Annotated in this window: 19 protein-coding genes; 10 read left to right on the top strand and 9 right to left on the bottom strand. The window is 64.1% G+C overall.

Annotated features, from left to right (window positions below; all coding sequences use genetic code 11):
- Positions 1 to 36: 36 nt before the first annotated feature.
- The 6 genes from EP237_RS00795 to EP237_RS00770 form a co-directional block, all read right to left on the bottom strand.
- Entirely contained in the window at positions 37 to 1014 is a 978-nt protein-coding gene (locus EP237_RS00795) for an ABC transporter permease (protein WP_127557115.1), read from the bottom strand.
- Positions 1015 to 1088: 74 nt separating this feature from the next.
- Positions 1089 to 2618 (bottom strand): sugar ABC transporter ATP-binding protein, encoded by a 1530-nt coding sequence (locus tag EP237_RS00790; RefSeq protein WP_164744571.1) that lies wholly within the window; start codon positions 2616 to 2618, stop codon positions 1089 to 1091.
- A 2-nt stretch (positions 2619 to 2620) separates the two neighbouring features.
- A complete protein-coding gene (locus EP237_RS00785; RefSeq protein ID WP_164744570.1) occupies positions 2621 to 3571 on the bottom strand; it encodes an ABC transporter permease in 951 nt (316 codons plus the stop codon).
- A gap of 221 nt (positions 3572 to 3792) precedes the next feature.
- The gene (locus tag EP237_RS00780) at positions 3793 to 4794 is read right to left on the bottom strand and encodes a beta-keto acid cleavage family enzyme (protein WP_164744569.1); all 1002 of its coding nucleotides are present in this window, start codon (positions 4792 to 4794) and stop codon (positions 3793 to 3795) included.
- A gap of 26 nt (positions 4795 to 4820) precedes the next feature.
- A complete protein-coding gene (locus tag EP237_RS00775) occupies positions 4821 to 5915 on the bottom strand; it encodes a substrate-binding domain-containing protein (RefSeq protein ID WP_164744568.1) in 1095 nt (364 codons plus the stop codon).
- A gap of 41 nt (positions 5916 to 5956) precedes the next feature.
- Positions 5957 to 6925 carry a carbohydrate kinase family protein gene (locus EP237_RS00770; protein ID WP_127557105.1) on the bottom strand — a complete coding sequence of 323 codons (969 nt, stop codon included), beginning with the start codon at positions 6923 to 6925 and terminating at the stop codon, positions 5957 to 5959.
- Between the two features lie 267 nt (positions 6926 to 7192).
- Here EP237_RS00770 and EP237_RS00765 point away from each other — a divergent pair, with 267 nt between their 5' ends.
- The 3 genes from EP237_RS00765 (at position 7193) to EP237_RS00755 (ending at position 10790) form a co-directional block, all read left to right on the top strand.
- Entirely contained in the window at positions 7193 to 8149 is a 957-nt protein-coding gene (locus tag EP237_RS00765) for a zinc-binding dehydrogenase (RefSeq protein WP_276316977.1), read from the top strand.
- Complete coding sequence (locus tag EP237_RS00760) at positions 8142 to 9809, top strand: glycerol-3-phosphate dehydrogenase/oxidase (protein WP_127557101.1); 1668 nt, start codon at positions 8142 to 8144, stop codon at positions 9807 to 9809. The genes EP237_RS00765 and EP237_RS00760 overlap by 8 nt, the downstream gene beginning before the upstream one ends.
- Before the next feature lie 69 nt (positions 9810 to 9878).
- Complete coding sequence (locus tag EP237_RS00755; RefSeq protein ID WP_127557099.1) at positions 9879 to 10790, top strand: alpha/beta fold hydrolase; 912 nt, start codon at positions 9879 to 9881, stop codon at positions 10788 to 10790.
- 441 nt (positions 10791 to 11231) lie between these two features.
- On the opposite strand, the gene EP237_RS00750 is transcribed toward EP237_RS00755, so the two are convergent.
- Complete coding sequence (locus tag EP237_RS00750) at positions 11232 to 12854, bottom strand: ABC transporter substrate-binding protein (RefSeq protein ID WP_127557097.1); 1623 nt, start codon at positions 12852 to 12854, stop codon at positions 11232 to 11234.
- 251 nt (positions 12855 to 13105) lie between these two features.
- On the opposite strand from EP237_RS00750, the gene EP237_RS00745 reads away from it, so the two are divergent.
- From EP237_RS00745 to EP237_RS00715, 7 genes are all read left to right on the top strand, one after another.
- Positions 13106 to 15523 (top strand): GcvT family protein, encoded by a 2418-nt coding sequence (locus EP237_RS00745; RefSeq protein WP_127557094.1) that lies wholly within the window; start codon positions 13106 to 13108, stop codon positions 15521 to 15523.
- Positions 15520 to 17070 carry a trimethylamine methyltransferase family protein gene (locus tag EP237_RS00740; RefSeq protein ID WP_127557092.1) on the top strand — a complete coding sequence of 517 codons (1551 nt, stop codon included), beginning with the start codon at positions 15520 to 15522 and terminating at the stop codon, positions 17068 to 17070. The genes EP237_RS00745 and EP237_RS00740 overlap by 4 nt, the downstream gene beginning before the upstream one ends.
- 62 nt (positions 17071 to 17132) lie before the next feature.
- Complete coding sequence (locus EP237_RS00735; protein WP_240661414.1) at positions 17133 to 17810, top strand: TetR/AcrR family transcriptional regulator; 678 nt, start codon at positions 17133 to 17135, stop codon at positions 17808 to 17810.
- Positions 17807 to 19057: a sarcosine oxidase subunit beta family protein gene (locus EP237_RS00730; protein WP_127557088.1), complete on the top strand. Its 1251-nt coding sequence runs from the start codon at positions 17807 to 17809 to the stop codon at positions 19055 to 19057. Before EP237_RS00735 ends, EP237_RS00730 begins: the two co-directional genes overlap by 4 nt.
- A gap of 12 nt (positions 19058 to 19069) precedes the next feature.
- On the top strand, positions 19070 to 19336 hold the full coding sequence (locus EP237_RS00725) for a sarcosine oxidase subunit delta (protein WP_127557086.1): 267 nt from the start codon (positions 19070 to 19072) through the stop codon (positions 19334 to 19336).
- Positions 19333 to 22176: a 2Fe-2S iron-sulfur cluster-binding protein gene (locus EP237_RS00720; protein ID WP_127557084.1), complete on the top strand. Its 2844-nt coding sequence runs from the start codon at positions 19333 to 19335 to the stop codon at positions 22174 to 22176. The genes EP237_RS00725 and EP237_RS00720 overlap by 4 nt, the downstream gene beginning before the upstream one ends.
- A complete protein-coding gene (locus EP237_RS00715) occupies positions 22169 to 22687 on the top strand; it encodes a hypothetical protein (protein ID WP_127557082.1) in 519 nt (172 codons plus the stop codon). Before EP237_RS00720 ends, EP237_RS00715 begins: the two co-directional genes overlap by 8 nt.
- Before the next feature lie 123 nt (positions 22688 to 22810).
- Here EP237_RS00715 and EP237_RS00710 read toward each other — a convergent pair whose 3' ends face one another.
- Together EP237_RS00710 and EP237_RS00705 are read right to left on the bottom strand one after the other, a co-directional pair.
- Positions 22811 to 24268: an aldo/keto reductase gene (locus EP237_RS00710; protein ID WP_127557080.1), complete on the bottom strand. Its 1458-nt coding sequence runs from the start codon at positions 24266 to 24268 to the stop codon at positions 22811 to 22813.
- 4 nt (positions 24269 to 24272) lie between these two features.
- The gene (locus EP237_RS00705; protein WP_127557078.1) at positions 24273 to 24926 is read right to left on the bottom strand and encodes a GntR family transcriptional regulator; all 654 of its coding nucleotides are present in this window, start codon (positions 24924 to 24926) and stop codon (positions 24273 to 24275) included.
- Between the last annotated feature and the right edge of the window lie 37 nt (positions 24927 to 24963).

The raw sequence follows: 24963 nt of genomic DNA, 5'->3' as shown, positions 1-24963 counted from the left end.
GCGTGCCATTCCGCAATCGCCTGCATACCCAAGTCATCAGGCCTTCTTCGCATCCCGCCAGGACAGGAAGAGCATCATGCCAACCATGGCACCGCCAAGGAAGATATGCTGCGCATGGGTGCTGACATTGTTGAGCTGCAAAATATTCGTCAGGATCGACACGATCAGCACACCGGACAAGGCCCCCATGACGGTGCCCACGCCACCCGCCAGTCGCACGCCGCCCACGACCACCATGGTAATCGCGACCAGTTCATAGCCGATACCGGAATTGGGATCGCCGATTCCCAGACGGCTTGCTCCGACAACACCGGCAATGGCTGCCATGACGCCGCTGAGGACATAGACCGAAATCTTGATCCGCGTGACCTTGATGCCGAACAGCTCCGAGGTTTCCTCGGATCCACCCACAGCGTAGACATGCCGCCCGTACCGGGTGTGGTTGAGCAAGACGTAGGCCAGCAGGAACGAGATGACCAGGAACAGGACGCCGTTCGGCAAGCCCGTCACGCTTCCGCGAACGATTTGCACGAATTCCCGCGGGATGCCCTGAAACAGGGGGGCGCCGTCGGTCATGAAGTAGATGATCGAGCGCACCCCGATCATCGTCGCCAGCGTTGCGATGATAGGCTCCATCCGGCCCTTCGTGATCAAAAGGCCATTCACCAACCCGATCACGGCCCCGAACGCGACCGCAGCCAGGATTGCCACGATCACCGGGTATCCGGCAGCGAGCAGGAGCGCGGCCGTCACGTTGCCGACCCCCATCACGGAGCCGACCGAAAGGTCGATCCCCCGCGCCAGGATGACAAACATCATGCCCACGGCGATCAGCGACGGTTCCGCCGCGTACTGCAGGATGTTGAGGATGTTGTTGGTCTGCATGAACCTATCGGACGTGATCGTGCCGATGACCAGCAGCACCACGACGATCAGGGCAGGCGCGAGCTCGGCAAGCGAGGCGCGCCTCGTCGGCCGGGTCATCGGCAGTGCATTGTTCAAGACGTTTTCCATTATCCCGCTCCATATGAAGGGTTAAGATTTCCCGGTCGGAAGACTCCGGCCTCGCGACGGCATGTGCGCGCCGCCTAGCTGGTGATGGCCTTCTCCAGGATGTTTTCTTCGGTCAGTTCGTCACCCGAGAGGATGCCGCTGACCCGGCCGTTCCGAATGACGACAACCCGGTCGCACATCCCGATCAGCTCCAGCAGTTCCGACGAGTACATGACCACGGGCAGACCGGACCGGGCGAGGGCGTTGATCTCTTCGTAGATGTCGACCTTGGCGCCGATATCCACGCCGCGCGTCGGCTCTTCCAGGAGGATGGCCTTGTAGCTCCCGATCAGCCAGCGACCGACAAGGGCCTTCTGCTGGTTGCCGCCGCTCAGGCTGCCGATCTTGGCCATGCCGCCAGTGGTCTTGATTCCAAGACGCTTGACCACATCGCGAGAGGTCGTTTGCGCGGCCCGTTTGCGAACGACAAAGCCCATGCGGGCGAAATGGCTTTTCAGCACGTTCGCCACGAGGTTGAAGTTGACGGTCTTGTTCAGGAACAAACCGTCTTCCTTCCGATCCTCGGGCACATAGGCCAGCCCCTGCGCGATACTGCGCTTGGGGTTCTTGATCACGAGCGTCTCGCCATCCACTTCGATCGTCCCGCCGCTCACGGGCCTGAGACCGAAAAGCGCCTTGATGACCGATGTCGCGCCAGACCCTTCCAGACCAGCAATGCCCAGGATTTCCCGCTTGCGCACCTCGAAGCTGACGCTGTCGAGCTCTCCGTCCACGGTCAGGTTGTCCACCTTCATCGCAACTTCGTTCTCCGGCGGCGTGCGCTGCGGATAGAGCGCGGGCAGGTCACGGCCGACCATCAGCTTGACGATTTCGTCTTCCGAGATGTTCTCGATATTGGATGTCCGGATCAGCCGCCCGTCCCGCAGAACCGAGACACGGTTGGCGATCTGGAAGATCTCACGCATGCGGTGCGAGATATAGATGATGCTCACACCCTTCTGCTTGAGTTCCTCGATCATGGAAAACAACGCGTCGATCTCGCCCTGATTCAGGTTGGCCGTGGGTTCGTCCATGATCACGACCGAGGCCCCGCGCTTGTGAACCGCGCGAATGATCTCGACCATCTTGCGAGAGGACGGGCTGAGGCTGCGCATCTTCTGGGTCGCGTCGATCCTAAGCCCAAGCTCGTCGATCTGGCGCTGTGCGTTCGAATAGAGCTTCTTCCAGTCGATCAGGAACCCGTGCTTGCGCGGTTCCATTCCGGCGTAGAGATTCTCCGCGACGCTCAGATCCGGGATTTCCTGAATCTCCTGGAACAGCGTCGCAACGCCGCCGATCTGGGCCTCGTAGGGGCTGTGAAAATCAACCTTGCTGCCATTGAGGTTGATCTCACCCTGGTCGGCCTTGTGCACGCCCGAGATGATCTTGATCAAGGTGGACTTGCCGGCCCCGTTTTCCCCCATCAGGGCGTGAACCTCGCCTTTCCTCAGGGTCAGGTTCAGGTCCTGCAGGACGTTGTTCTGACCGAAGCTCTTGGAAACTCCATGGATCTCCAGGGCATTCGTTTCGATCACATGCGAATCCAACACGATGCTTCCTTCCATTTTCATGCCCTCTCGTTCTTGCGGGCCAGCAGGACCACGACGATGATGATGAGTGCGAGGATGAACCGCTGGAACCAGATGCCCATGCCCAGCAGGACGAGGTAGTTGAGCATCACGGCGCTGACGGTTGCGCCAAGGAAGGCACCGATCATGGTCCCCTTGCCACCGGCCAGACTTCCACCGCCCAACACGACCGCTGCGATGGCCATGATGACCATTTCAACCGGGGTCCCGCCGGTCGCGGCGGTGGCGGGCTGGAACGTCCCCATCCGGGCGAAGGTAAGATAGCCGGCAAGCGCGGCAAGCATGCCGCTCAGCATGTAGACCGAGCATTCCAGCAGTTCGGTATTCAGCCCGATATTGCGCGCAGCGTGCTTGTTGGATCCAAGGGCATAGACGTTCTTGCCGTAGGTCGTGTTGGTCATGGTCCACCAGAACAGCAGGACGACAACGATCATGATGGCCGCGGGAATGGGCAATCCGGCTACGGCGCCGCCCCCGATTTCCCGGAACGCAGGGTCGATACCGCGCGGCGCGACCGCGTTGCCCTGGGTATAGGTCATGACGATGCCCGTCATGATGCCGCCCGTGGCCAGCGTCGCGATGAAGGGTTGCATCCGGCCATAAACCGTGAGGACGCCGTTGATGGCCCCCAGCACCGCCCCCATTGCCAGTGCGAAGAGAAATGCAATCTCGGCCGAGGCACCGGCCCCAAGCAGCAGCACCGTGAACAGACCGACCAGCTGCATGACCGCCCCGATGGACAGGTCGATGCCGCCCACGATCAGGACAAGCGCCATGCCGATGGACACGATGGTCAGGTAGGAGCCCTGACGGCTCAGGTTGAAGAGGTTGTCGGGCGTCAGGAAATACTCGGTGAAGAGCGGCCCGAAGATGAAAGCCACAGCGAGAAAGAGGATGAGCGTCGCCTCGGACCTGTATTCGCTCAGCAAGCCTGAGAAGGTGCTTTGAGGATATGTTGTTTGCATTGTCCCTGTCTCCACAGACTGGTTGGAACGGATAGGCGGGGTCCTGCCGGTGCATCGGAGTGGAAACACCGGCCAGGACAGATCGCCAGTTTTCGAAGGGAGAGGCGAAGGCCCGAGCATCGCCGGAGAGTCGGCACCGGCTCCGCTCGGGATGGGGCCGCACCCGAAAGTGCGGCCTGCCTGGATCATGCGGGCTGCAACGCCATCCGGGCCTTGCCGGCTTCGTGCTGCTTGGAGATGCCATAGATCTCGCGCGCTTCAGCCTGGGTTGCGAGCGGACGGCCGACTTCGCGGGCGATGTCCTGCACTTCCTTGAGCAGTTCCAGGTTGGTGGGGTTGCGGGCCGGATCGTAGAACAGCTCCAGGCCGGTCTTGACGTGACCACCCAGTTCGATGGTGCGGCGGATGACCTCGCGGGTATCACGGTCGCCCTCGCCCCAGATCGAGATGCACCAGTTCATCTTCTGACCGGTCTGGTTCAGCTCTTCCATCATGTCGAGATAGTAGTAGAGGCTCTCGACAGTGGGCTCCATGCCGGAGGTGCCGATCGCCTTCGTCGAGGTCAGCGCGTAGGGGCCGATCAGGTAGAAGTCGATGAACGAACCGGGGGTCGACATGCCGCGATTGACGTAGTGCATGGCAAGCCGCAGCTGACCGGGTTCGTAGACGCCCCAGATGATGCTCATGTTGTTGGCCAGCGCCTGGTCCACCTGGCCGGCAACCTGCTTGTAGTTCCAGCCGTATTCGCGGCCTTCGATATGGCCCTTTTCGTTCACGTCGAAGGCGAACAGGTTCACGCCGGTATCAATGCAGGAAATGTTGACATTGTGGGTCTTGTGCAGGAACCCGCTATGCTCGGTGCCGAACTGATCTTCGTTCAGCAGCTCGCGGTTGCAGGTTGTCGGATACCACACCACGTCAGGACGCTGACGCAGCACTTCGTCGAAGACCGGGTGATAGTCCTTGGCGGCAGCCTCGCCCAGAAGGTCGAAACTGGTGTTGTGGGTGTGGATGCAGCAGGCACCGGCATCCCAGCAGGCGATCGCGTCGTCGATCACTTCCTGATAGGTGCGGGGCGTGTTGGGGTTCATCTCTTTGGTACGTTCGCCGTTGAGATGAGATTCCACGATCAGCGGCGTGTCCCAATCGGCCTTGCGCGCCTCGAATCTGTTCAGTGACAGGGTCATTGTCTCGGTTCCTTTCGATGCTCGGGTTACTGGCAGGCGCCTTCGGGCAGCCATTCAGCAGCGTTTTCCTGGGTGATGAGCGGCGGCTGGTACCAGATGTGCGGCTCGATCACGTAGCCTTCGGCAACGGCCAGCGCTGCATCGACCACGGAGGTCATGTCGGATTCCCAGAAGACGGATGCTTCTGCGGCCGATCCGTTCAGGATTTCGCAGACCAGGTCGGCCTGGCCATCGACGCTGACCATTACCACTTCGTCTTCACGACCCGCTGCGCGCAAAGCGGCCAGAACGCCCATGCCCATTTCGTCGTTCATCGCGTAGATGCCATCGATATCCGGGTTGGCCTGCAGCAGGTCCACCGTCGCCTGCATCGCGGGCATGCGGATCCATGCGCCAGCCTGCATGCCGACCACGTTGATGCCGGGGTGCTGGCTGATCACTTCCTCGAACCCGCCCCAGCGGAATTCGTAGTTCGACGATTCCACCACGCCCTGGATGACGATAATGTCGCCTTCGCCGCCAAGAGCTTCGACCAGGTAGTCTGCGAGGATACCGCCGTTGTACCAGTCATCGGGGCTGATGAAGGACGTGTACTCGATGTGATCCGCATCATCATCGGGAATACCGGAGTTGTTGATGATCAGCGGGATGCCCGCGTCGTTCACAGCCTCATAGGCCGGGTAGACAGCGGTGCCGGACAGGCTGCTTGCAATCAGCACGTCGGGCTGGCGCTGGATCAGGCTCTCGATATTGGCGATCTCCACACCGACATCACCGGTGCCTTCGGTGTGGATGCAGGTCACGTTGGAGTACAGCTCACAGTTTGCCAGGAAGGTCTCGACCATGTTGATACGGACCGGGTGGTTCATGACGACCTGCGAGAAAGCGAGCGTGATCGGCTCACCATTGCCATAGACACCGGCGGCTTCGCCTTCACGCGCCCGTGCGGTGAATTCCTCGAAGGACAGGAAATTGGGATCGTTCAGGATCGTTTCCGGGGTGGGATCATAGGCGGACATGAAAGTCACGCCCTGCGCGTTGGCGGCAACGCCCAGCGCGGCGATAAGGGCGGCACTGCCCAGGCGCTGAGCGATCAGCTTCGTCTTGGAATTGGTAGTCATGGTCTGGTTTCTCCTCCGTGGGGTTATGATTGTTCGCAGGGTCAGGCCGCGCCGATCAGGAGCTCTGGCTCTTTCGTCGGGCATGAGTTCATGAAGTTGACGACCTGATCGAAGTTCTCGATCCCGGCCTGCGATCCGAGTCCGCTCGCGTTCAGCGCAGACATGGCCGAGGCAAAGCGCAGCGCGTCTTTCGGGGGCATGCCCCGGACCAGCGCGGTCGCGATCCCGGCGTTGAAGATGTCCCCGCAGCCGCAGGTGCATTTCACGTCGATGTCATGCGCGGGCACCTGGATGCGGGTGCCGTCGCGGTGATGGTAGTAGGCCCCGTGCGCGCCCAGCGTGAAGATGCAGCACTGCGCGCCCTTATCCAGAAAGAAGGACACCATGCGCGGGATGTCGGTCATGCCCGACAGCGCCTCGGCCTCTTCGATCGAGGGGATGAAATAATCGGTATGGGGCAGCACGGCCTCGACATCTGGCAGATCGGCCTGCGATCCGGCGAAGACGTCGACCGTGGTGATCGCGCCGCGTGCCCGGGCATGCGCCATCAACCGGGCGGTGCCCTCTCCGTCCATGGCGTCCAGCAGGCCGACCCCGCCCAGGTGCAGGACCTTTGCATCGGTGATGGCGTCCAGATCGGCATCGTCGATCCGGAAGATCCGCGTCGCGCCCTTCACATGCAGCGCGGGACGCGAACCGTCGGCACGTGTCGTCACGATGGACGATGCGGTCGGCGTGTCTGCGAAACGCTTCATATGGGTCGTGTCGACACCGAACCCCTGCAGCCGGTTCAGCACCCAGTCCCCCATGAGATCGTGGCCGACGCCACCGACGGCGCGGGTGGAGAGCCCCACCTTGGCGCCCGCGATCACCGCTGCGCCAGCTGCGCCTGAAACGGCAATTGTCATCTCGTCGATGAAGTAAGTGCCGCCGCCGGGCGGAACCCCCGCAAACGGCCAGCCAAGGCAGTCATAGGTGTAAAACCCAACGGATGCGTAGTCACAGGTCACGGATGCGGCTCCTCCCAAATCCTTCGTTCCTGACACTTGCGCTTTTTTGTAAATGTGTCAACATATATGTTCATCATATAAATCAGACACTTAGCGATTTACCGCAGTGTTTTGCGCGATTTTTCTGGATTTAGGGCGCGGTGCGGTGTAGCAAAATTAGACAAACGCTCAATCGGAGTTACTAATGTGAAGGCCGCTATCCTGCATGAACCGAACAAAATTACTCTCGACTCAACAAATGATCCAGCCCTTTCGCCTGGAGACCTGTTGATCCGAGTGCGCGTGGCCACCGTCTGCGGCACCGACATCCGGATCTTCCGTGGACGCAAGACCATGGGGGTACGCTACCCATCGATTCTCGGTCACGAGTTTGCAGGTGACATCGTCGACACTGGTGGACGCGCCGAATTCGCGGTCGGGGATCGCGTTGGTCTCTGCCCGGCGATTCCCTGCGGCCAGTGCCACCGCTGCAAGCGCGGCGCTGAGAACCTCTGCGCGGAAGGCATGAATTTCGGCTATGAGATCGACGGTGGATTCGCGGAGTATGTCAGAGTGCCCGCGAAGGCGGTGGACGCCGGAAATGTCCGCAAGTTGCCCGCAACCATGACCTTCGGAGAGGCCGCGCTGGTCGAACCGCTATCTTGCGTCCTAAACGGACAGGAACAGGTCAACCTCGGGTTCGCGGACGTGGTGGTGATCGTCGGAGCCGGGCCCATCGGTCTGCTGCATGTCCTGCTGGCGAAACTGCGCGGCGCCATGCGGATCCTGGTATCCGACCCCAATGCCAACCGCCGCGAGGCAGCCTTGAAATTCGGGGCCGATGTGGTGATCGACCCCACATCAGAGGATGTCGCGCATCGCGTGCGTGCCGAAACCGACGGGCGCGGGGCCGATGTGGTCATCTGCGCCATCGGTGTCCCGGCCTTGGCCCGCCAGGCAACAGACCTGGCCGCGCATGGGGGGCGTGTCAGCCTCTTTGCCGGCTTCTCGAAAGGCGACATGTCCGAGATGGACATCAACGCCATCCACTACAACCAGATCACCGTGACCGGCGCTTTCGGCCTCAGCCGACGCAACTTCGACGATGCGTTCGACATGGTGGCATCGGGTCGGCTGAACGTGGCGCAGCTGATCACCGACACCTTCCCGCTGGAAGAAACGGCCCGCGCCTTCGAGGTGGCCGAGAGCGGTTCTGCGATAAAGGTCGCGATCGAAAATGCCTGATGCAGAAGAAATCGATGTCCTGATCATCGGGGGCGGTATCAACGGGTGCGGGACATTTCGCGATCTCTGCGCCCAGGGGGTCACCTGCCTGCTGCTGGAGCGGGACGATTTCTGCGCCGGGGCTTCGGCCGCGTCGTCCCGGCTGATGCATGGCGGGCTGAAATACCTGGAGACAGGAGAGTTCGGCCTGGTTCGGGAATCGTTGACGGAGCGGAACCGCCTGCTGGCCAACGCCCCGCACTACGTGTCCGCCCTGCCGACCATCCTGCCCCTGAGATCGCGCTTTTCCGGCATCCTGCCGTCCGCAAAGCGGTTTTTCGGCCTGCCTGCGAAAATGACCGACCGCGGATCGCTGATCACGCGGGCTGGCCTGATCCTCTATGATGTGTTCGGTCACCGGTTCCGGTCCATGCCGGTTCACAGGATGCTCGGGCGCAAGGCACTGGAGCAGCGGGTGTCCGGGCTGGATGCTGGCATCTTTGCGGCAGGTCTCTACTACGAAGGGCAGCTCAGCCATGCCGAGCGGCTTGGTCTTGAACTGGTGCTCGATGGCGAGGCCCTCAATCCCGCGTCTCGGGCGCTCAATCACGCGCGGGTCATCGCGGTTCAGGGCGACAGCGTGACCTTTACCCATGAAGGTACGCTCTGCACCGTCCGCCCAAGGGTTGTCGTGAATGCGGGCGGGGCCTGGATCGACTCCGTTAACCACGATCTCGGACTGGCCAGCAAGCTGATGGGCGGATCCAAGGGATCCCATCTCATCATAGATCACCCGGAGCTGTACCGCGCGCTGAACGGGCACATGATCTATTTCGGAACAGCCGACGGGCGGGTGAACCTCTGCTATCCCTTCATGGGCCGCGTCCTTGTCGGGGCGACGGACGTTCCGATCGAAGATCCGGACGACGCACGCTGCGACGCGGATGAATTGTCCTACATGCTGGCCGCGATGCGGCAGATTTTCCCCGATCTGGACCTTCGCGAAGATCACGTCCGCTACCGATTCTGCGGGGTACGCCCCCTGCCCCGGGCCGATTGCGATATCGGACTGGTCACGCGGGATCACTCCATCGCGGAGCTGCGCTTCGGGCAGGCCACCCCGGTCCTGTGCCTGATTGGCGGCAAGTGGACGACATTCAGAGCCTTCTCCGCCGAAGCCACGTCGCGCGTACTGCGCCATCTCGGCGTCACGCGTCGAACCGACACGGCCGACATGGCCATCGGCGGCGGCAGGGACTTTCCCCGCACCCCTGCGGCACGGACGCTCTGGATTGACCGCGTGGCCGCCGAAACCGGGCTGGCCCGGGACCGGATCGACACGCTTCTGTCCCGCTACGGCACGACGGCAGAGTCCATCGCGCGCGCCTGCATGGGCGAGACCATGCTCGTCAGCCTGCCCGACTATTCCACCGAGGAACTCTGCGCCCTGTGCCAAACCGAGCGCGTAGGAACTCTGGCCGACCTGCTGCTCCGGCGCACGCTGATCGCGATGTCGGGACGGCTGACATCCGACGCGATTGCCGAATGCGCACGCGTCGCGGCCACCGCGCTTGGCTGGTCAGCCGAGCAGCAGCACCGGGAAATCGCGGCGATGGAGCTGGATCAACCTTCGGGCTACCGGGCCTCGCTACAAGCCCCGCCGCGCAAGGCCGCAGGATGACCGAACACCGCCCGGGCCCTATCCGCAGCCCGGGCCAGTTTTCACGAACAGGGACAGGAGGAAGTAAAGATGGCTGAAGTCTTCGACCACACCGGCGCGCCGGTCAAACATGGGCGCGCCCGCGTCAATGGCATCCGCATGCACTACATTACCGCGGGCCAGGGCGAGCCCCTGCTGCTGGTCCACGGCACCCCCAAAACCAGCTACTACTGGCACAAGCTTTTCCCCCTGCTGACCCGGCATTTCACGGTGGTCGCCCCCGACCTGCGCGGGTTCGGCTATACCGACAAGCCGCCGGTCAGCGAAGGCTATGACAGCCTTGCGAATGCGCGCGATCTGGCGGAATTGATGAGCTTTCTCGGCCATGACCGGTTCCACGTCCATGGTGAGGATCGCGGCGCGGAATTTGCCTATGTTCTGGCCGCAACCGAACGTGACCGCGTCAAGACCCTGTCATTTTGCGAGATGCTGCTGTCCGGCGAAGGCTTGGAAGAGGCCTCTTTCTTCACGCCTGACAATATCTCGGCCCAGTTCCGCCAGAACGGTGTCTGGGTCTGGCACATCCCGTTCTTCTGGATCCCCCATCTTCCCGAAATGCTGATTTCCGGCAAGGAGCGGGAATTCTGGGAATTCTGGATCAAGGCGGAAACCTGGAACCCGAACGCCATTACCGAAGAGGCGATGAACGAATGGGTATCCTGCCTGAAGGCGCCCGGCGGTTTGCGCGGAACGCTTGAAACCTATCGCGCCGCTTTCCGGAACGCCGACATCGTGCGGGACCTGCGCAAGGAAAAACTGACACTTCCAATCATGACCGTCGGCGCACCGGAGTTCTTCGGGCCGCTTGTGGAAGAGCAGATGACCCGTCTGTCGGCGGGCGTCGAGAAAGCCGAAGTCTTCGAAGAATGCGGCCACAGCCTCGCCCTGGAAGCGGAGGAGCGCCTTGCCGATATGCTGAAGGAATTCATGCTAGACCGGTAAGCGAGAGTTGCGGGGCGCCGGCCCGTGGAGATCCTCCTGCGTTGAGATCGGGCATCTGGTGACAAAAGCCGGGGCGTGTGCGTCACGCGCCCCGGTTGCCGTGTGATCAGACCATGTGGCACGCGCAACCACTACCGGGCGGGTTCGGGATACGCCCGAAAAGAGGGGGGTGCCCCCCGTACACCCCCTGTACACCCCCCGTACACCGGGCGTGCATATGGAGAGGGGGTTTCGACCTACTTGGGGACGGAATCAGACAAGAAGTCAGAAGCAGCGGCCTAAGTGTTTGTTTCGGGTCGGTAGCAGTCCTCGCGGGACGTGGAAGGTCAGGCAGGAAGTCAGGGCGCGAGTCACTGAACACGTCAGTTACAGCCCAAATTTGCAGCCAGGCGACCGGGCCACCAGAAACGCGGCCCGGTCGATCTGTTGGCTGACTGTGGTTCAGCCGATCATATGAATGTCATGAACCGCAAGCTCGTAGAACGGGTGCACGTCGACATTGGCGAAACGCCCGTTGGAGTGGTTGAAGACCGACCGCCAGTAGGGTTGGATCATCACCCCTTCCTCCTGCATGATCTGCTGAATCCGGGTCATGATCTCTCGCCGTGCGTCGGCATCGGCCACGGCCATGGCCTGATCGAGCAGCGCATCGAACTCCGCATTCGCAAAGCCCGATTCATTCCAGGGCACGCCCGATTTATAGGCCAGCGCCAGCACCTGAACGCCAAGCGGACGGGGACCCCATTCCGTGGCCGAGAACGGATATTCCGTCCAGCCGTTCCAGAAGGTCGCGCCGGGCATGATGCGGCGTTCCACCGTTATGCCCGCGTCGCGCATCTGGGCCGCGACAGCCGAACAGGTGTTGGACTGCCATTCGGTGTCGAGCGAGATCAGTTCAAACACCGTATCCGCGTGACCCGCCTCGGTCAGCAGGGCCATGGCCCCTTCGGGATCGGCCTGAAGCGGCGGCAGTTCAGCATATTCCGGGTGGATCGGGCAGACATGGTGGTTTTCGCCAAGAAGGCCCAGGCCGCCAATGCCCAGTTGCAGGATGGTCGAATTGTCCACGGCCATCTGCAAAGCCCGGCGCACGTCGCGATTGTCGAAGGGTGCAGAGTTCTGATTGAACCGCACCGCAAGCGTGTTGGCTGTAACGGCTTCCGTCGAGGTCCAGCCGATGGAATCGAAGGCTGCGACATAGTCGGAATCGGTGCGGTAGGTCAGGTCGATATCCTCCGCATCCGCCGAGGCGAGGACCGCCGCCATATCGGTGCCGAGGTCGATGAACTCGATCCGGTCCAGCCAGCCGCCTTCGCGCCAGTAATCGTGATCGGGGTTGCGCTCCAGCACCTGCAGCACGCCGACCTCGTTATGCACGGGCAGGTAGGCCCCTGTTCCAACCGGATTTTCCGAGGGATCGCCGCCGGTGTAGCTGGTGTGGACCAGAGCCGCCGGATAGTCCGACAACGCTGCCATAATCGCGATGTCCGGGCGTTGCAGGTTCAATTGAAGGGTGTGGTCGTCGACAACCACCACCGCGCCTTCGGCGAGTTGGTTGGTGTCAGCATCCTGCAAGGCCCCCACGCGGGTGGCCATCGAATTGCCCTCGACCGTGCTGTCGGCCCATCGTTCAAGGTTGAAGGCCACGTCGGACGCGGTAAAGGGATCGCCATTGTTCCAGCTGACCCCCTGTCTCAGATGCAGGGTGTATTGGGTGGCGTCCTCGTTAGCCTCCCAGCTTTCGCACAGCGCGCCGGTGACGGTGCCGTCGCGGTTGAACTGGGTCAGGTAGTCCAGCCAGCCACGGCAGAAATTGGCATATTCCGTCCAGTCCCACAGGCGCGGATCCTTCAGCGCCTTGGTTTCCATGTTCACCCGCAGGGTGCCGCCCCGCATCGCTTGCGCATGGGCCGGGGCGGGCATGGTCAGCCCGATCATCGAATAGGCCGCGGTGGCCGATACGCCTAGCATCGTGGCGCGGCTCAGGAATTCGCGGCGACTGAGCTGTCCGGCCTCATACTCTTGGGCGTAGAGCGCTGCGACGGGGTGCGTCTTGCGGGTCATTGACTGGGATCTCCCTTGTTGAACGGGGTGTCGTGATTCTGTGGACACAACTGTCCATAGAATTTTCCATCCCCGCGATTCCGTCAATCTCTTTCAGAGACGCTTTGGAAACCCATTATAAAACAGGGCCCTAGCGAGGATTAGGCTTGGCTTTCCGGCAAGAGCAAGCCTCTTGACGAACGAATCTAGACAGTGTTGTCTAGAGAAACGGGCACCGGTTTGGGCAGCCGATTTCTGCAAGGGAGAAGAAGATGAAATCTCACTACAGGGCCGTGATCATCGGCGGTGGCGTCGTCGGGGCTTCGGTGCTTTACCACCTCGCGAAATTCGGCTGGAAAGATGTCTGCCTGATCGAACGCAAAGTGCTGACGGCGGGGTCCAGCTGGCACGCGGCGGGAGGGTTTCACGCGCTGAACGCGGACCCGAATATTGCCGCGCTGCAGGCCTATACCATCGACCTGCTTACCGAAATCGAGAAGGAATCGGGCCAATCGGTTGGAATGCATATGACCGGCGGCATGACGCTGGCGGGCACGCCCGACCGGTGGGAATGGCTGCAATCGGCCTATCGCACCTTCCAGTCCATCGGGATCGACGATGTTCACCTGATCTCTGCCGAGGAAGCCGGAGAGCTGAATCCCCTGATGTCGACCCATGGCATTCTGGGTGGCATGTATGCCGACCGCGAAGGCTATGTCGATACGACGGGCACGGTGCATGCCTATGCTGGCGCGGCCCGCAAATATGGCGGCGAGGTGATCGAGCACAACCGCGTTCTGGAGCTGGTGCAGACGCGGGACGGATGGGACGTCGTCACCGAAAAGGGCACGATCCATACGGAACATGTCGTCAATGCCGCCGGTCTCTGGGCCAAGCAGGTCGGCCGCATGGCGGGGATCGAGCTGCCCGTCTCTCCCCTCAATCACCACTACCTGATCTCCGACACGATCCCGGAAGTGGCCGCGCTGGACAAGGAGATGCCGCTGACGGTCGATCTCGAAGGGTTCACCTATATGCGGCAGGACCAGAACGGCATGTTGCTGGGCATTTACGAGATCGACCACCAGCATTGGATGATGGATGGCGCGCCTTGGGAATACGGGTTCGAGCTCCAGCAGGAAGATCCCGATCGGATCGAGAAAGAACTGATCCTTGGATTTGAACGCTATCCCGCCTTGCAGAATGTCGGCATCAAGACCTGGGTCAACGGGGCATTCACCTTCGCGCCCGATGGCAACCCGCTGGTCGGGCCGGTGCGCGGCAAACCGGGCTATTGGTGCGCCTGTGGCGTGATGGCGGGCTTCCTTCAGGGCGGCGGTGTGGGCAAGTCGCTGGCCGAATGGATGATCCATGGCGAGCCGGAGGCCGATGTCTTCGGCATGGATGTGGCGCGCTTCGGCGACTATGCGCAGAACAAGCGTTTCATCCGCGAAACCACCGGCCAGTTCTACACCCGCCGGTTTGTGATGACCTATCCGAACGAGCAACTGCCCGCAGGCCGTCCGTTGAAGATGGCCCCGGCCCATGACGCGATGACGGCGGCAGGGGCGCGGTGGGGCGCGAGCTACGGGCTGGAACTGCCGCTCTACTTTGCGCCCGAAGGGTTCGAGGAAACGCCAACCCTCAAACGCTCCAACGCCTTCCCCATCGTGGCCGAGGAATGCCGCGCGGTGCGCGAGGCCGCTGGCCTACTGGACATATCGGCCTTCTCTCGCTTTGAAGTGACCGGGGCAGGTGCCGAGGCCTGGCTCGATCACATCATGGCGTCGAAGCTGCCCGCCCCGGGCCGCGCGCGACTGGCCCCGATGCTGAGCGAAACGGGCAAGCTGAAGGGTGACCTCACCGTGTTCAACTGGGGCGATGGCAGCTGGTGGATCATGGGCAGCTACTACCTGCGTGAATGGCACATGCGCTGGTTCGCCGATCACATGGGCGCGGATGTGACCGTGGCCGATATCTCCGATGCGACGGTTGGCTTCTCGCTCTCCGGTCCCAACAGCCTGAAGGTGCTGGAACGGTTGACCGATGGACCCGTCGCCGACCTGCCCTTCATGGGCTGCGGATCGTTCGATGTCGGGTTGGTGCGCGCGAAGATCGGGCGGCTCTCGGTCGCGGGGGAGCTTGGGTATGAGATCCACTGTTCCGCCGCCGATCACATCGCGCTGCGCCGGGCCTTGCTGGAGGCAGGCGACGGGCTCGGGTTGCGCGAGGTCGGGTTCAATGCGCTGCTGAGCCTGCGGTTGGAGAAGAGCTTCGGCATCTGGTCGGCGGAGTTCACCCAAGGGTACACGCCGGGCATGACCGGCATGGATCGCTGGATCGCCTGGGACAAGGGCGATTTCGTCGGCCGCGAGGCGGCTTTGGCAGAGCGCGATGCGGGGGCCCGACAGGTGATCGTCACGCTGGAGGTCGATGCGACCGACGCGGATGCCAGCGGCTATGAACCGGTGTGGCAGGACGGCAGGCGCGTGGGGTTCGTGACCTCCGGCGGCTATGGCCACACGGTCGGGAAATCGCTGGCGCTGGCAATGGTGGATCGGGGCGCGGCGGCAGAGGGCACAGACCTGACCGTCCATATCGTCGGGCAGGAGTGCAAGGCGACGGTCATCGCGCCATCGCCCTATGATCCTGCGGGCGGCGCAATGCGCGGGCAAAGGGCCGGGTCATGACTGGCCTCATCGAAACCGGTGGTCGGCGAAAACGGCGACGCGGGGGGGAGGCGGGCACCCCTTCGGGGCGTATCCCCCAATATCGCCAGCTGAAGAACCCCTTCCCGGCGGTCCCTGCCGTCAGCGAAGACCGGGTGGAGGCCATCCATCAGACCGCCCTGCGGGTGCTGGAGGAACTTGGCGTCAAGGTGCTGCTGCCCGAGGCACGGGCGATCTACAAGGCGGCTGGCGCGCGGGTGGATGAGGCCAGCGAAATGGTCTTTCTGGGGCGTGAGATCGTGGAGGCCGCGATTGCCGCTGCCCCGCGCAGCTTCCGGCTGCATGGCGCTGTTCCCGAGCGTGATCTTCAGATGGAACTGGGAACGCTCAGCTTTCAATCTGGCGCGGGCGCGCCCAATGTGACCGACCGTCTTCGGGGGCGCAGGCCGGGGGCGTTGTCGGATGTGGTCGAGCTGACCAAGCTCGTCCAGCATTTCGACGCGATCCAGATGCTGTCGCCCGGGGTGGAGCCGCAGGACGTGGACGTTTCGCTGCGCCACTATGCGTTCACCCGCACGCAACTGACCCTGTCGGACAAGATCCCCTTCGTCTTTTCGCGCGGGACCGGGCAGGCGGAGGATTGCTTTGAAATGCTGCGCGACTTCCGGGGCTTGTCGGATGAGGACTTTCTGAACCGCGCCCATTGCTACACCATCATCAACACCAATTCCCCGCGCCAGATCGATATTCCCATGGCACAGGGGCTGATCGACTTCGCCCGCCATGGGCAACCTGCAATCGTCACGCCCTTCTGCCTGATGGGGGCAATGGCGCCCATCACGGTAGCGGGTGCGGTAACCCTGTCCCATGCCGAGGCGATGGCAGCGATCACGCTGACGCAGCTCGTGCGCCCCGGCGCGCCGGTTCTCTATGGGGCCTTCGCCTCCAATGTCGACATGAAATCGGGGGCGCCCGCCTTCGGCACGCCGGAACAGGTCAAGGCGAGCCTTCTGTCGGGCCAGATTGCGCGCCATCTTGGACTGCCCTGGCGCAACGCGGCGGGATGCGCGGCCAATGTGAACGACGTGCAGGCCGCCCATGAAACGCAGATGAGCCTCTGGGGCGCGGTGCTGGCGGGTGCCACGGTCGTGATCCACGCGGCGGGCTGGATCGAGGGCGGGCTGTCGGTGTCGATGGAAAAGCTCATCACCGACATGGAGGCTGTGCAGGTCATCGCTGAACTGTGCAGCGGCACGCCCTCCGAGGATGCGGATATCGCATGGGACGCGCTGGCCGAAGTGCAGCCGGGCGGGCATTTCTTCGGCTGCGCCCATACGATGGAGCGCTATGCCACGGCCTTCTACGAACCCATCGTTGCCGACTGGTCGAATTTCGGCACCTTCACCGAACGCGGATCGCGGGACGCGAACACGCGGGCCACGGATGTCTGGCAAAAGATCGTCGAAGATCACCAGCCCCCGACCTGCGCAACCCCGGACCGTGTTGCCGCATTGGATGCCTTCATCGCCCGCCGCACCGCCGAAGGTGGCGCACCACCGGTCAGCTAGCCCCCTCGCAATTCCCCATGCCGCGCGATAGCCTCAGGCAAACGCACAGACGGACCAGACCATTGACCGAGAAACCAAGGACCGCACCCCATGAAACCCGTCCTGTCGCCCATACCAAGGTGACGCGCGAAGATTGGCTGAATGTGGCCCGCGACATCCTGATCAGCGACGGGGTGGACAGCGTGAAGGTACTGACCATCGGCAATCGGCTGGAGGTCTCTCGGTCCTCTTTCTACTGGTACTTCAAAAGCCGTCAGGACCTGCTGAACCAGCTGCTTGCGGAGTGGGAGCGCACCAATACTGGCATCATGGTGGCCCATTGCCGGATGCCCGCGAAGACGATCACGGCTGCGGTCAACAACTTCTTCCGCTGCATCGTCGATCCCGACGGGTTCAACCACCAGCTCGATTTCGCGGTGCGCGAATGGGCGCGGCGGGATGGCAAGGTGCGCCGAGTGATCGACCGCTCCGACACCGCGCGCCATGCCGCGATCGCCGAGATGTTCATCCGCCACGGCTATGACCCCGCCGAGGCCGATATTCGCGCCCGCGTGCTCTATTACCAGCAGCTTGGCTACTACGCGCTTGAACTGGCCGAGACGCTGGAAGAACGCCTGCCGCGCCTCGCGGGCTATCTCTACTGCTTCACCGGGGTGCGCCCCAGCGCGGAGGAAGTCGAAGAGTTCATCCGCTTTAGCCGCAGTTTTGCCGAGCGTTCGACGGAGCGCCCCTTGTCATGACCCGCTATTCCGCCTTTTCCCTGCTGCGCGAGGGGCTGCGGAGCCACAGAGGCTGGCGGCCTGCTTGGCGCAAGGCACGGCCGAAACCGGCCTATGACGCGATCATCATCGGAGGTGGCGGGCACGGGCTGGCCACGGCCTATTACCTGGCCAAGAACCACGGGATGAGCCGGGTTGCCGTTCTGGAACGGGGCTGGATCGGGGGCGGGAACACCGGGCGCAACACGACCGCCGTGCGCTCGAATTATTTCTACCCCGAAAGCGTGGCGCTCTATGATCTGGCGCTGCGGCTTTACGAGGGTCTCTCGCAGGAGCTGAACTATAACGTCATGCTCTCGCAACGCGGCATGCTGATTGCGGCCCATACCCCCGCCCAGATGGAGATCTGCGCGCGCATCGCCAATGCGATGAGACTCAATGGCGTGGATGGGGAGTTGATGGGCGCGGAGGAAGCGTTGCGACGCATTCCGCTTCTGAACCAGACCGCTGATGCGCGGTATAAATGCATGGGTGGCATCTGGCAGGGCCGCGCCGGGGTCGCGCGCCATGACGCGGTGGCTTGGGGCTATGCGCGCGGCGCGTCCGACCGGGGCGTCGATATCATCGAGAATTGCGCGGTGGAGCGCCTCTTGATCGAGGGCGGGCGGATCACCGGTGTGGAAACCAGCCTTGGCACCATCCGCGCGGACAGGGTCGGCGTGGCCGCCGCTGGCGCAACCCCGGGCATCGTGGCCGAAGCGGGCGTGCGCCTGCCCATCCATACCTACGCTCTGCAGGCCTTCGTGTCGGAACCTGTGAAACCCTGTCTCGACACGGTGCTGCTGTATCTCGGCACCGGCACCTATGTCAGCCAGTCCGACAAGGGCGAGATGGTCTTCGGCGGCGGGCTCGACCGGGTGCCGACCCATGCGCAAAAGGGCAACCTGCCCGCGCAGGAGGTCGTGATTTCGGGCCTATTGGAGATGTTCCCGGCCTTCGGGCAACTGAAACTGCTGCGCCAATGGGCCGGGGTGGTGGACGTGGTCCCCGACAGCTCGCCCGTCATCGGCCCGGTGGGGCCGGAGGGGTTGTTCATCAACTGTGGCTGGGGCACCGGCGGGTTCAAGGCGATCCCTGCCGGTGGCTGGCTGCTGGCGCATCTGATGGCCAAGGGGCAGCACCACGAGATCAGCCGCCCCTTCGATCTGGACCGCTTCGCGCGCGGGCGTCTGATTGACGAGGCCGCGGGCGCCGGGATTTCGCACTAGGGGGGCGAGACGATGCAGATATTCACCTGCCCCTTCTGCGGGCCGCGCGAGGAAACCGAGTTCCACTTCGCCGCCGAGGCGGGCAAGCACCGCCCGGAACCGGCCGAAGAGGTCAGCGATGCCGACTGGGCCGACTACCTCTACCTGAATGACGCGCCCAAGGGCGCCGCGCGCGAGGTCTGGGTGCATGCGACCTGCGGCGAGTTCTTCGTGATGACCCGCGACACGGTCACGCGGGAAATCACGGATGTGACGGCCCTGCCGGGGAGGGACGGATGAGCGGCTGGCGGCTTCCCTCTGGCGGCGGGATCGACCGCGACAAGCCGCTCGGGTTTACCTTCGACGGGCAGACGTTGACGGGGTTCGAGGGCGACACGCTGGCCTCGGCGCTGCTGGCCTCGGGCCCCCGTATCCTCGGGCGCAGTTTCAAGTATCACCGCCCGCGCGGGCTGTGGGGGATGGGCGGCGAGGAGCCGAATGCGATCCTCGACGTGACCGGACCGGACGGATTTACCCCCAATGCGCGCGCCACGCAGATGCGGCTGCGGGACGGCATGGCGCTGACTTCGGTCAACGCGGCCCCCGACGCGGCGCGGGACCGGTTCGGGATCATGGACCTTGCGCATCGGTTCCTGCCCGCGGGGTTCTACTACAAGACCTTCATGGCGCTCGGCTGGATGCGGTGGGAGCCGATGATCCGCCGCATGGCGGGGCTAGGCCGCGTCGATCCGGGGCACCATCCGGCGGCGGATGCGGTGCCGATGAACGCGCGTTGTGATCTGCTGGTGATCGGGGCGGGACCTGCCGGTCTGGCGGCGGCGAAGGCGGCGGCGGCACAGGGGCGGGCGGTCTGGCTGATTGACGAGGCGGGCGAGGTCGGCGGCAGTTTGCGTTGGCGCGGCGGGCAGATCGACGGCGGCGACTGGCGGGAGTTTGCCAGCGAGACGGTGAAGGCGGTCGAGGCCGCCGGGGGCCGCGTGATGACGGACACGACGCTCTGGGGTGCCTTCGATCATGGGCTTTATGCGGCATGGCAGCGGCGAGAGGGCCAGCCGGACCGGCATTGGCGTATCCGGGCAGCGACCGTCGTTTTGGCCGCTGGCGCCATCGAGCGGCCCCTGTGGTTCGCCAATAACGACCTGCCCGGCGTGATGTCGGCAGAGGCGGCGCTGCATTACCTGCGCCTTTACGGGGCCGTGGCCGGGCGGCGGATCCTTCTGGCCACGGGCAATGACGCAAGTTACCCGGTTGCGGCGGCCTTGGCCGAGACGGGCGCGCGGGTGACGCTGGCGGATGCGCGGGCGGATGGTCCCAATGCGCCTGAGGCGGTGGAACTCCTGCGCGGGGCCAGGCTGACCAAAGCGAAGGGCGCGCGCGAGGTTGGCGGTGCGATGGTCGAGGGCGGCCATGTGGGTGCCGACACGGTGCTGGTCTCGGGAGGCTACACGCCCTCGGTCCACCTTTGGTGCCAGGCGGGTGGCAAGCTGGACTGGAATGCCGGGGCGGATGCGCTGGTGCCGCGTCCGGGGACGTGCAGCATGGCGGTAGCGGGGGCCGCGAACGGCGGTTTCGGGCTGCAACACGCGCTGGAGGAGGGCCACCGGGCCGGGACCGGCACAGGCCGCGCGCCGCGCGCGGCAACCACGGGCGATTGGGGGCTCATTCCGATGCGTCCCGACCCGACGCTGAAAGGCCGCCAGTGGCTCGACCCGCAGAACGACGTGACGCTGAAGGACGTGAAGCTTGCCGCGCAGGAGGGCTATCGCTCCGTCGAGCATCTCAAGCGCTACACCACGCTCGGCATGGCGACCGATCAGGGACGCAGCGCCAATTTCGCGGGGCTGGCGGCGATGTCGGCGATCACGGGGCTGTCGATCCCCGAAACCGGCACGACGACCTACCGCCCGCCCTTCACGCCGTTGCCGCTGAAAACCATCGCAGGGCTCAGGCGGGGGGAGCTGTTCAACCCGGTGAAACGGCTGGCGCTGGAGCCGCAGCACCGCGCGCAGGGCGCCCGGTTCCGCGAATATGGCGGCTGGCTGCGCCCTTCTGTCTACGGCGATGGCGAGGAATCCACACTGGCACAGGCCGAGGCCAAGACCGCGCGCGAAACGGTGGGGCTTTATGATGCCTCGCCCCTTGGCAAGATCGAGGTGATCGGGCCGGGCGCGGCGGAGTTGCTCGACTTCTGCGGCTATATCCGCATGTCGACCCTGAAACCGGGGCGCGCGCGCTATGGCTTCATGCTGTCGGAAACCGGGATCGTCCATGATGACGGTGTGGTGTTCCGGCTGGCGGAGGACCGCTTCATCGTCTCGGCGTCGTCCAGTCACGTGGCCAGCGTGCGGATGATCCTTGAAGAGGCGCGGCAGGACCGGTTCGATCCGCGCCGCAGCTATATCCACGACGTGACCGCCAACTGGGTGACGATCACGCTCACCGGCCCGCGGGCGGGCGATCTGGCCCATGCGGCGGGGCTGCCCGACCGGATGCTGGCGCTGCCGCATATGGGCGTGGCGGAGGGTCTCTGGAACGGCCATCCTTTGCGCGTGGCGCGGGTTAGCTTCACTGGCGATCTGAGCTACGAGATCTCGGTGCCGGCCCGCCATGGCGCCGATTTGCACGCCCGACTGGAGGCCGCGCGCGCGGCCCACAAGGGCCGCTGGATCGGGCTGGAAGCGGTGATGATCCTGCGCGCCGAGAAAGGCTTCATCCTCGTCGGCAAGGACACGGACGGGCTGACCATGCCCCATGATCTGGGCTGGGGCGGGCCGCGTGACAAGCGCAAGGATGAGTATTTCGGGCGACGGTCGCTGTTCACGCCGGAGGCTTGCCGCGAGGATCGGCGGCAGTTGGTGGGGCTGGTCAGCGAAGGCTCCGACCCGCTGCCCGTGGGGGCGCATCTGGTGGCCAGCGATGGACCGCGCCGGTCGCTCGGGTTCGTGACCTCCAGCCATGTCAGCCCGACCTTGAACCGCCCGATCGCGCTGGCCCTGTTGGAGGCGGGCGGTTCCCGGATGGGCGAGGCGTTGACCGCATTCCATCTGGGGGAAACGCGATCCGTACAGGTCACCCCCGCCTGTGCGTTCGACCCGGAGGGAGGGCGGCTGAATGGATGAACGTCGCTGGACCAATCCAAGCCCGGAACCGGGACAGGTGGCGGAGTATCCCGGCCTCTCGGTCGCCTGCGCCGCCCCCGGAGGGGCGCTGATGATCTCTGGCGATCTGGATGCGGCAATCTCCGCACTGGTGCAAGGCGCCCCCGTTCTGGGATGTGGGGCACCGGCACCGGAGGGGCCGCACGCGATCCGCATCGCGCGGGACAGGGCGTTGCTGGTCACGGACGCGCCACTGGACGTGGCGCCCGGCTGGCACGGGTCCTATGCGATCAGTCTTGCCGATGACCTCTATACCCTCATCTCGCTGGAGGGCCCCCGCGTCGAGGAAATTGCTGCCGCCTGCACCGCAACGCCGCTCGATGGCAGCTCGCCATCGGCCACAACGCTGTTCGGCGGTCTCGGCGCTCATGTCACGCGCAGCGGCAACCGTCTGATGATCCGGGTCCAGTCGCCCGATGGGGCGGCGCTCTGGTCCTTGCTGGCTCGGCTGGCGGGGGGCAGAGACAGTTGATCCCGCCCCACGGGCGTGATCCGGCTTGTTCCTTGCCACCTCGCGCCGCTGGCTTTGGCGCTTCTTGATAGGGCCCCAGCCCGACGCATCGCCGCCCGCCGCGTTTTGGGTCCGGCCGTGGTCCTATTGCCGGTTCAGGATGGCCTCGGCCTCGATCTCGACCCTGTGATCGCCGATCAGACCGGCGACCCGGACCAGCGTGTTGGCGGGCTTGATGTCGCCAAAGACGCGGCCATGGGCGCGGGAAATGGCCAGCACGTCCGATTCATCGGTGATGTAGATCCGCGTGCGCGCGATGTCCTCTACCCGCCCGCCGAGAGAGATCACGGCGGCGATGATCCTGTCGAGGATATAGGTGGTCTGCGCGCCTGCATCCTGTGGCGCGACGGGCCGGTCGAGCCCCGCGATCGCCGTGGTGCCGGACACCAGCACCCGGTCCCCGATCCGCTGCGCCCGGCAATAGCCTGCCTCGTTCTCCCAGTAGGATCCGGTTAGAACCCGGGTGGCGGATCCGCCCGCCGGTTCCGGCGTGAAGGGCTTGGGGATCGCGTCGAGGTGGTGCGAGAGATCGCCCGAGGCGGTCAGGAAGGGCGGCTTGCGGTATTCATCGCCGCAATCGCCAGGAATGGGCGTCGTGACCGCGAAAGCCGCGTCCAGTGCCGCGCGATCCTCCGCGTCCAGCGCGAAGGAGAACAGGCGCAGGTTGTCGGCGGTATGCACCGCCTCGCCCAGCCGTGCGCCGATGATCACCCCCGCAACACGGGCCTGGTCCAGCACCCAGCGCGTTGCCACGTTGGACATTGACACGCCATGTTTACGCGCGACCCCGGCGGCAGCCCGCAGCACGGACTGGAAGGCCTCCCAACCACCCGCCGTCTGGATGAAACGGTGATATTTCATCTTGGACCAGTCGGTGATGTCCTGCGGCTCGGGTTGGCCCAGCCACTTGTCGGACAGGAACCCGCCATTAAGCGTGCCATAACCCAGTAGCCACGCCCCATGGCGGGCGCACACTTCGGCCAGATCCCCCGCTGCGCGCCGGTCGATCAGCGAGAAACTGACCTGGTTGGTCAGGATCGGCACACCGTCCGACAGGGCAAGGTTCAGATGCGCGGCGTCGAAATTGGTGACTCCCAGTTCCGCGATCAGCCCTTCCTCTCGCAGGCGGGCCAGTTCGTGCAGCGCATCGAGCCATTCGGGATGTTCGAAGGTCCACCAGTGGAATTGCAGCAGGTCGATCCGGTCCACCTGCAGGCGCTGCAACCGCTCCTCCACCCCGGCGCGCACCACCTTGGCCGTCATCGGGCCGGGGGCGGGGCACCACTTGGTGAAGGCCAGCGGGCGGGGCGCGCCGCCCCGGGACAGAAGCCGCCCGGCGATGATCTCGGCGCTGCCGTAATGGTCAGCCATGTCGAATGTGTCAAAGCCCTGATCGGCATAGGCGGCCAGCCAATCCGCCCCGGTGTCGGGGTCGATGGTCGCGCCATCCTTCTCGATATCCGCGACCTGCCATAGCCCCGTCAGCGCGCGGGAAATCTCCAGCCTGTCGGAGAGTTTCAGGCGGTCGGGACGGTCGGGCATGGGGTCACTCCGGGGGCAGAAGGAAGTTGAAGGATCGCGTGATATCGGCCCGCAAGGCCGCATGGGCCGCAGCCCGGTCGCCCGCGCGCAGGGCCGACATCAGTTCGAAATGGTGCACATGCTCTTCGATGTCGGTCACGCCGGGGCGGTTGATGATCAGGTTGAGATAGGCCCCGTATTGCAGCCACAGCGCCTCGACGATGGGCAGCAGCACCTCGGACCCGCCGATGCGATAAAGCGTGAAGTGGAAGTCATGGTTGGTGACAAGGTCGGGCTGGCTGCCCGGCGTGTCCGGCACCCGCGCCAGCACCGCGTCCAGTGCATCAAGGTTCGCCCCCGTCATCCGGTCCATCGCCTGATCGAGCGCCAGCGCCTCCATCGCCAGCCGCGCCGCCAGTAGATCGCCCGCGCGGCGCGCGTCGAAGGGCGGCACCATCAGCTTGCGCGTTGGCGTGTCAACCAGCGCGCCCTCCGCCACCAGCCTGCGCACCGCTTCCCTGACGGGCGTCATCGACACGCCCAGTTGTGCCGCCAGATCCCGCAGGGTCAGCACGTCGCCGGGCGCGAAGGCCCCGCGTGTAAAGGCGTCACGCAGCGCGAAATAGGCGTTCTCGCGCAGCTTGGTCGGGTCGATGCGGGAAATGGCTGGTGCAGACATGTGATGCTTGACAGAATCGGAATATCATTGTGATTAA

The sequence above is a fragment of the Nioella ostreopsis genome (genome assembly GCF_004000255.1).
Lineage (GTDB): Bacteria > Pseudomonadota > Alphaproteobacteria > Rhodobacterales > Rhodobacteraceae > Nioella > Nioella ostreopsis.
This window is presented reverse-complemented; position numbering and strand designations above follow the sequence as displayed.

Coding starts and splice junctions, on each gene's coding strand:
- EP237_RS00780 (WP_164744569.1), bottom strand. CDS start 4,794: ATGACCCTGTCACTGAACAGATTCGAGGCGCGCAAGGCCGATTGGGAC.
- EP237_RS00715 (WP_127557082.1), top strand. CDS start 22,169: ATGGATGAACGTCGCTGGACCAATCCAAGCCCGGAACCGGGACAGGTG.
- EP237_RS00755 (WP_127557099.1), top strand. CDS start 9,879: ATGGCTGAAGTCTTCGACCACACCGGCGCGCCGGTCAAACATGGGCGC.
- EP237_RS00740 (WP_127557092.1), top strand. CDS start 15,520: ATGACTGGCCTCATCGAAACCGGTGGTCGGCGAAAACGGCGACGCGGG.
- EP237_RS00795 (WP_127557115.1), bottom strand. CDS start 1,014: ATGGAAAACGTCTTGAACAATGCACTGCCGATGACCCGGCCGACGAGG.
- EP237_RS00730 (WP_127557088.1), top strand. CDS start 17,807: ATGACCCGCTATTCCGCCTTTTCCCTGCTGCGCGAGGGGCTGCGGAGC.
- EP237_RS00745 (WP_127557094.1), top strand. CDS start 13,106: ATGAAATCTCACTACAGGGCCGTGATCATCGGCGGTGGCGTCGTCGGG.
- EP237_RS00750 (WP_127557097.1), bottom strand. CDS start 12,854: ATGACCCGCAAGACGCACCCCGTCGCAGCGCTCTACGCCCAAGAGTAT.
- EP237_RS00775 (WP_164744568.1), bottom strand. CDS start 5,915: ATGACTACCAATTCCAAGACGAAGCTGATCGCTCAGCGCCTGGGCAGT.
- EP237_RS00760 (WP_127557101.1), top strand. CDS start 8,142: ATGCCTGATGCAGAAGAAATCGATGTCCTGATCATCGGGGGCGGTATC.
- EP237_RS00790 (WP_164744571.1), bottom strand. CDS start 2,618: ATGGAAGGAAGCATCGTGTTGGATTCGCATGTGATCGAAACGAATGCC.
- EP237_RS00710 (WP_127557080.1), bottom strand. CDS start 24,268: ATGCCCGACCGTCCCGACCGCCTGAAACTCTCCGACAGGCTGGAGATT.
- EP237_RS00725 (WP_127557086.1), top strand. CDS start 19,070: ATGCAGATATTCACCTGCCCCTTCTGCGGGCCGCGCGAGGAAACCGAG.
- EP237_RS00705 (WP_127557078.1), bottom strand. CDS start 24,926: ATGTCTGCACCAGCCATTTCCCGCATCGACCCGACCAAGCTGCGCGAG.
- EP237_RS00720 (WP_127557084.1), top strand. CDS start 19,333: ATGAGCGGCTGGCGGCTTCCCTCTGGCGGCGGGATCGACCGCGACAAG.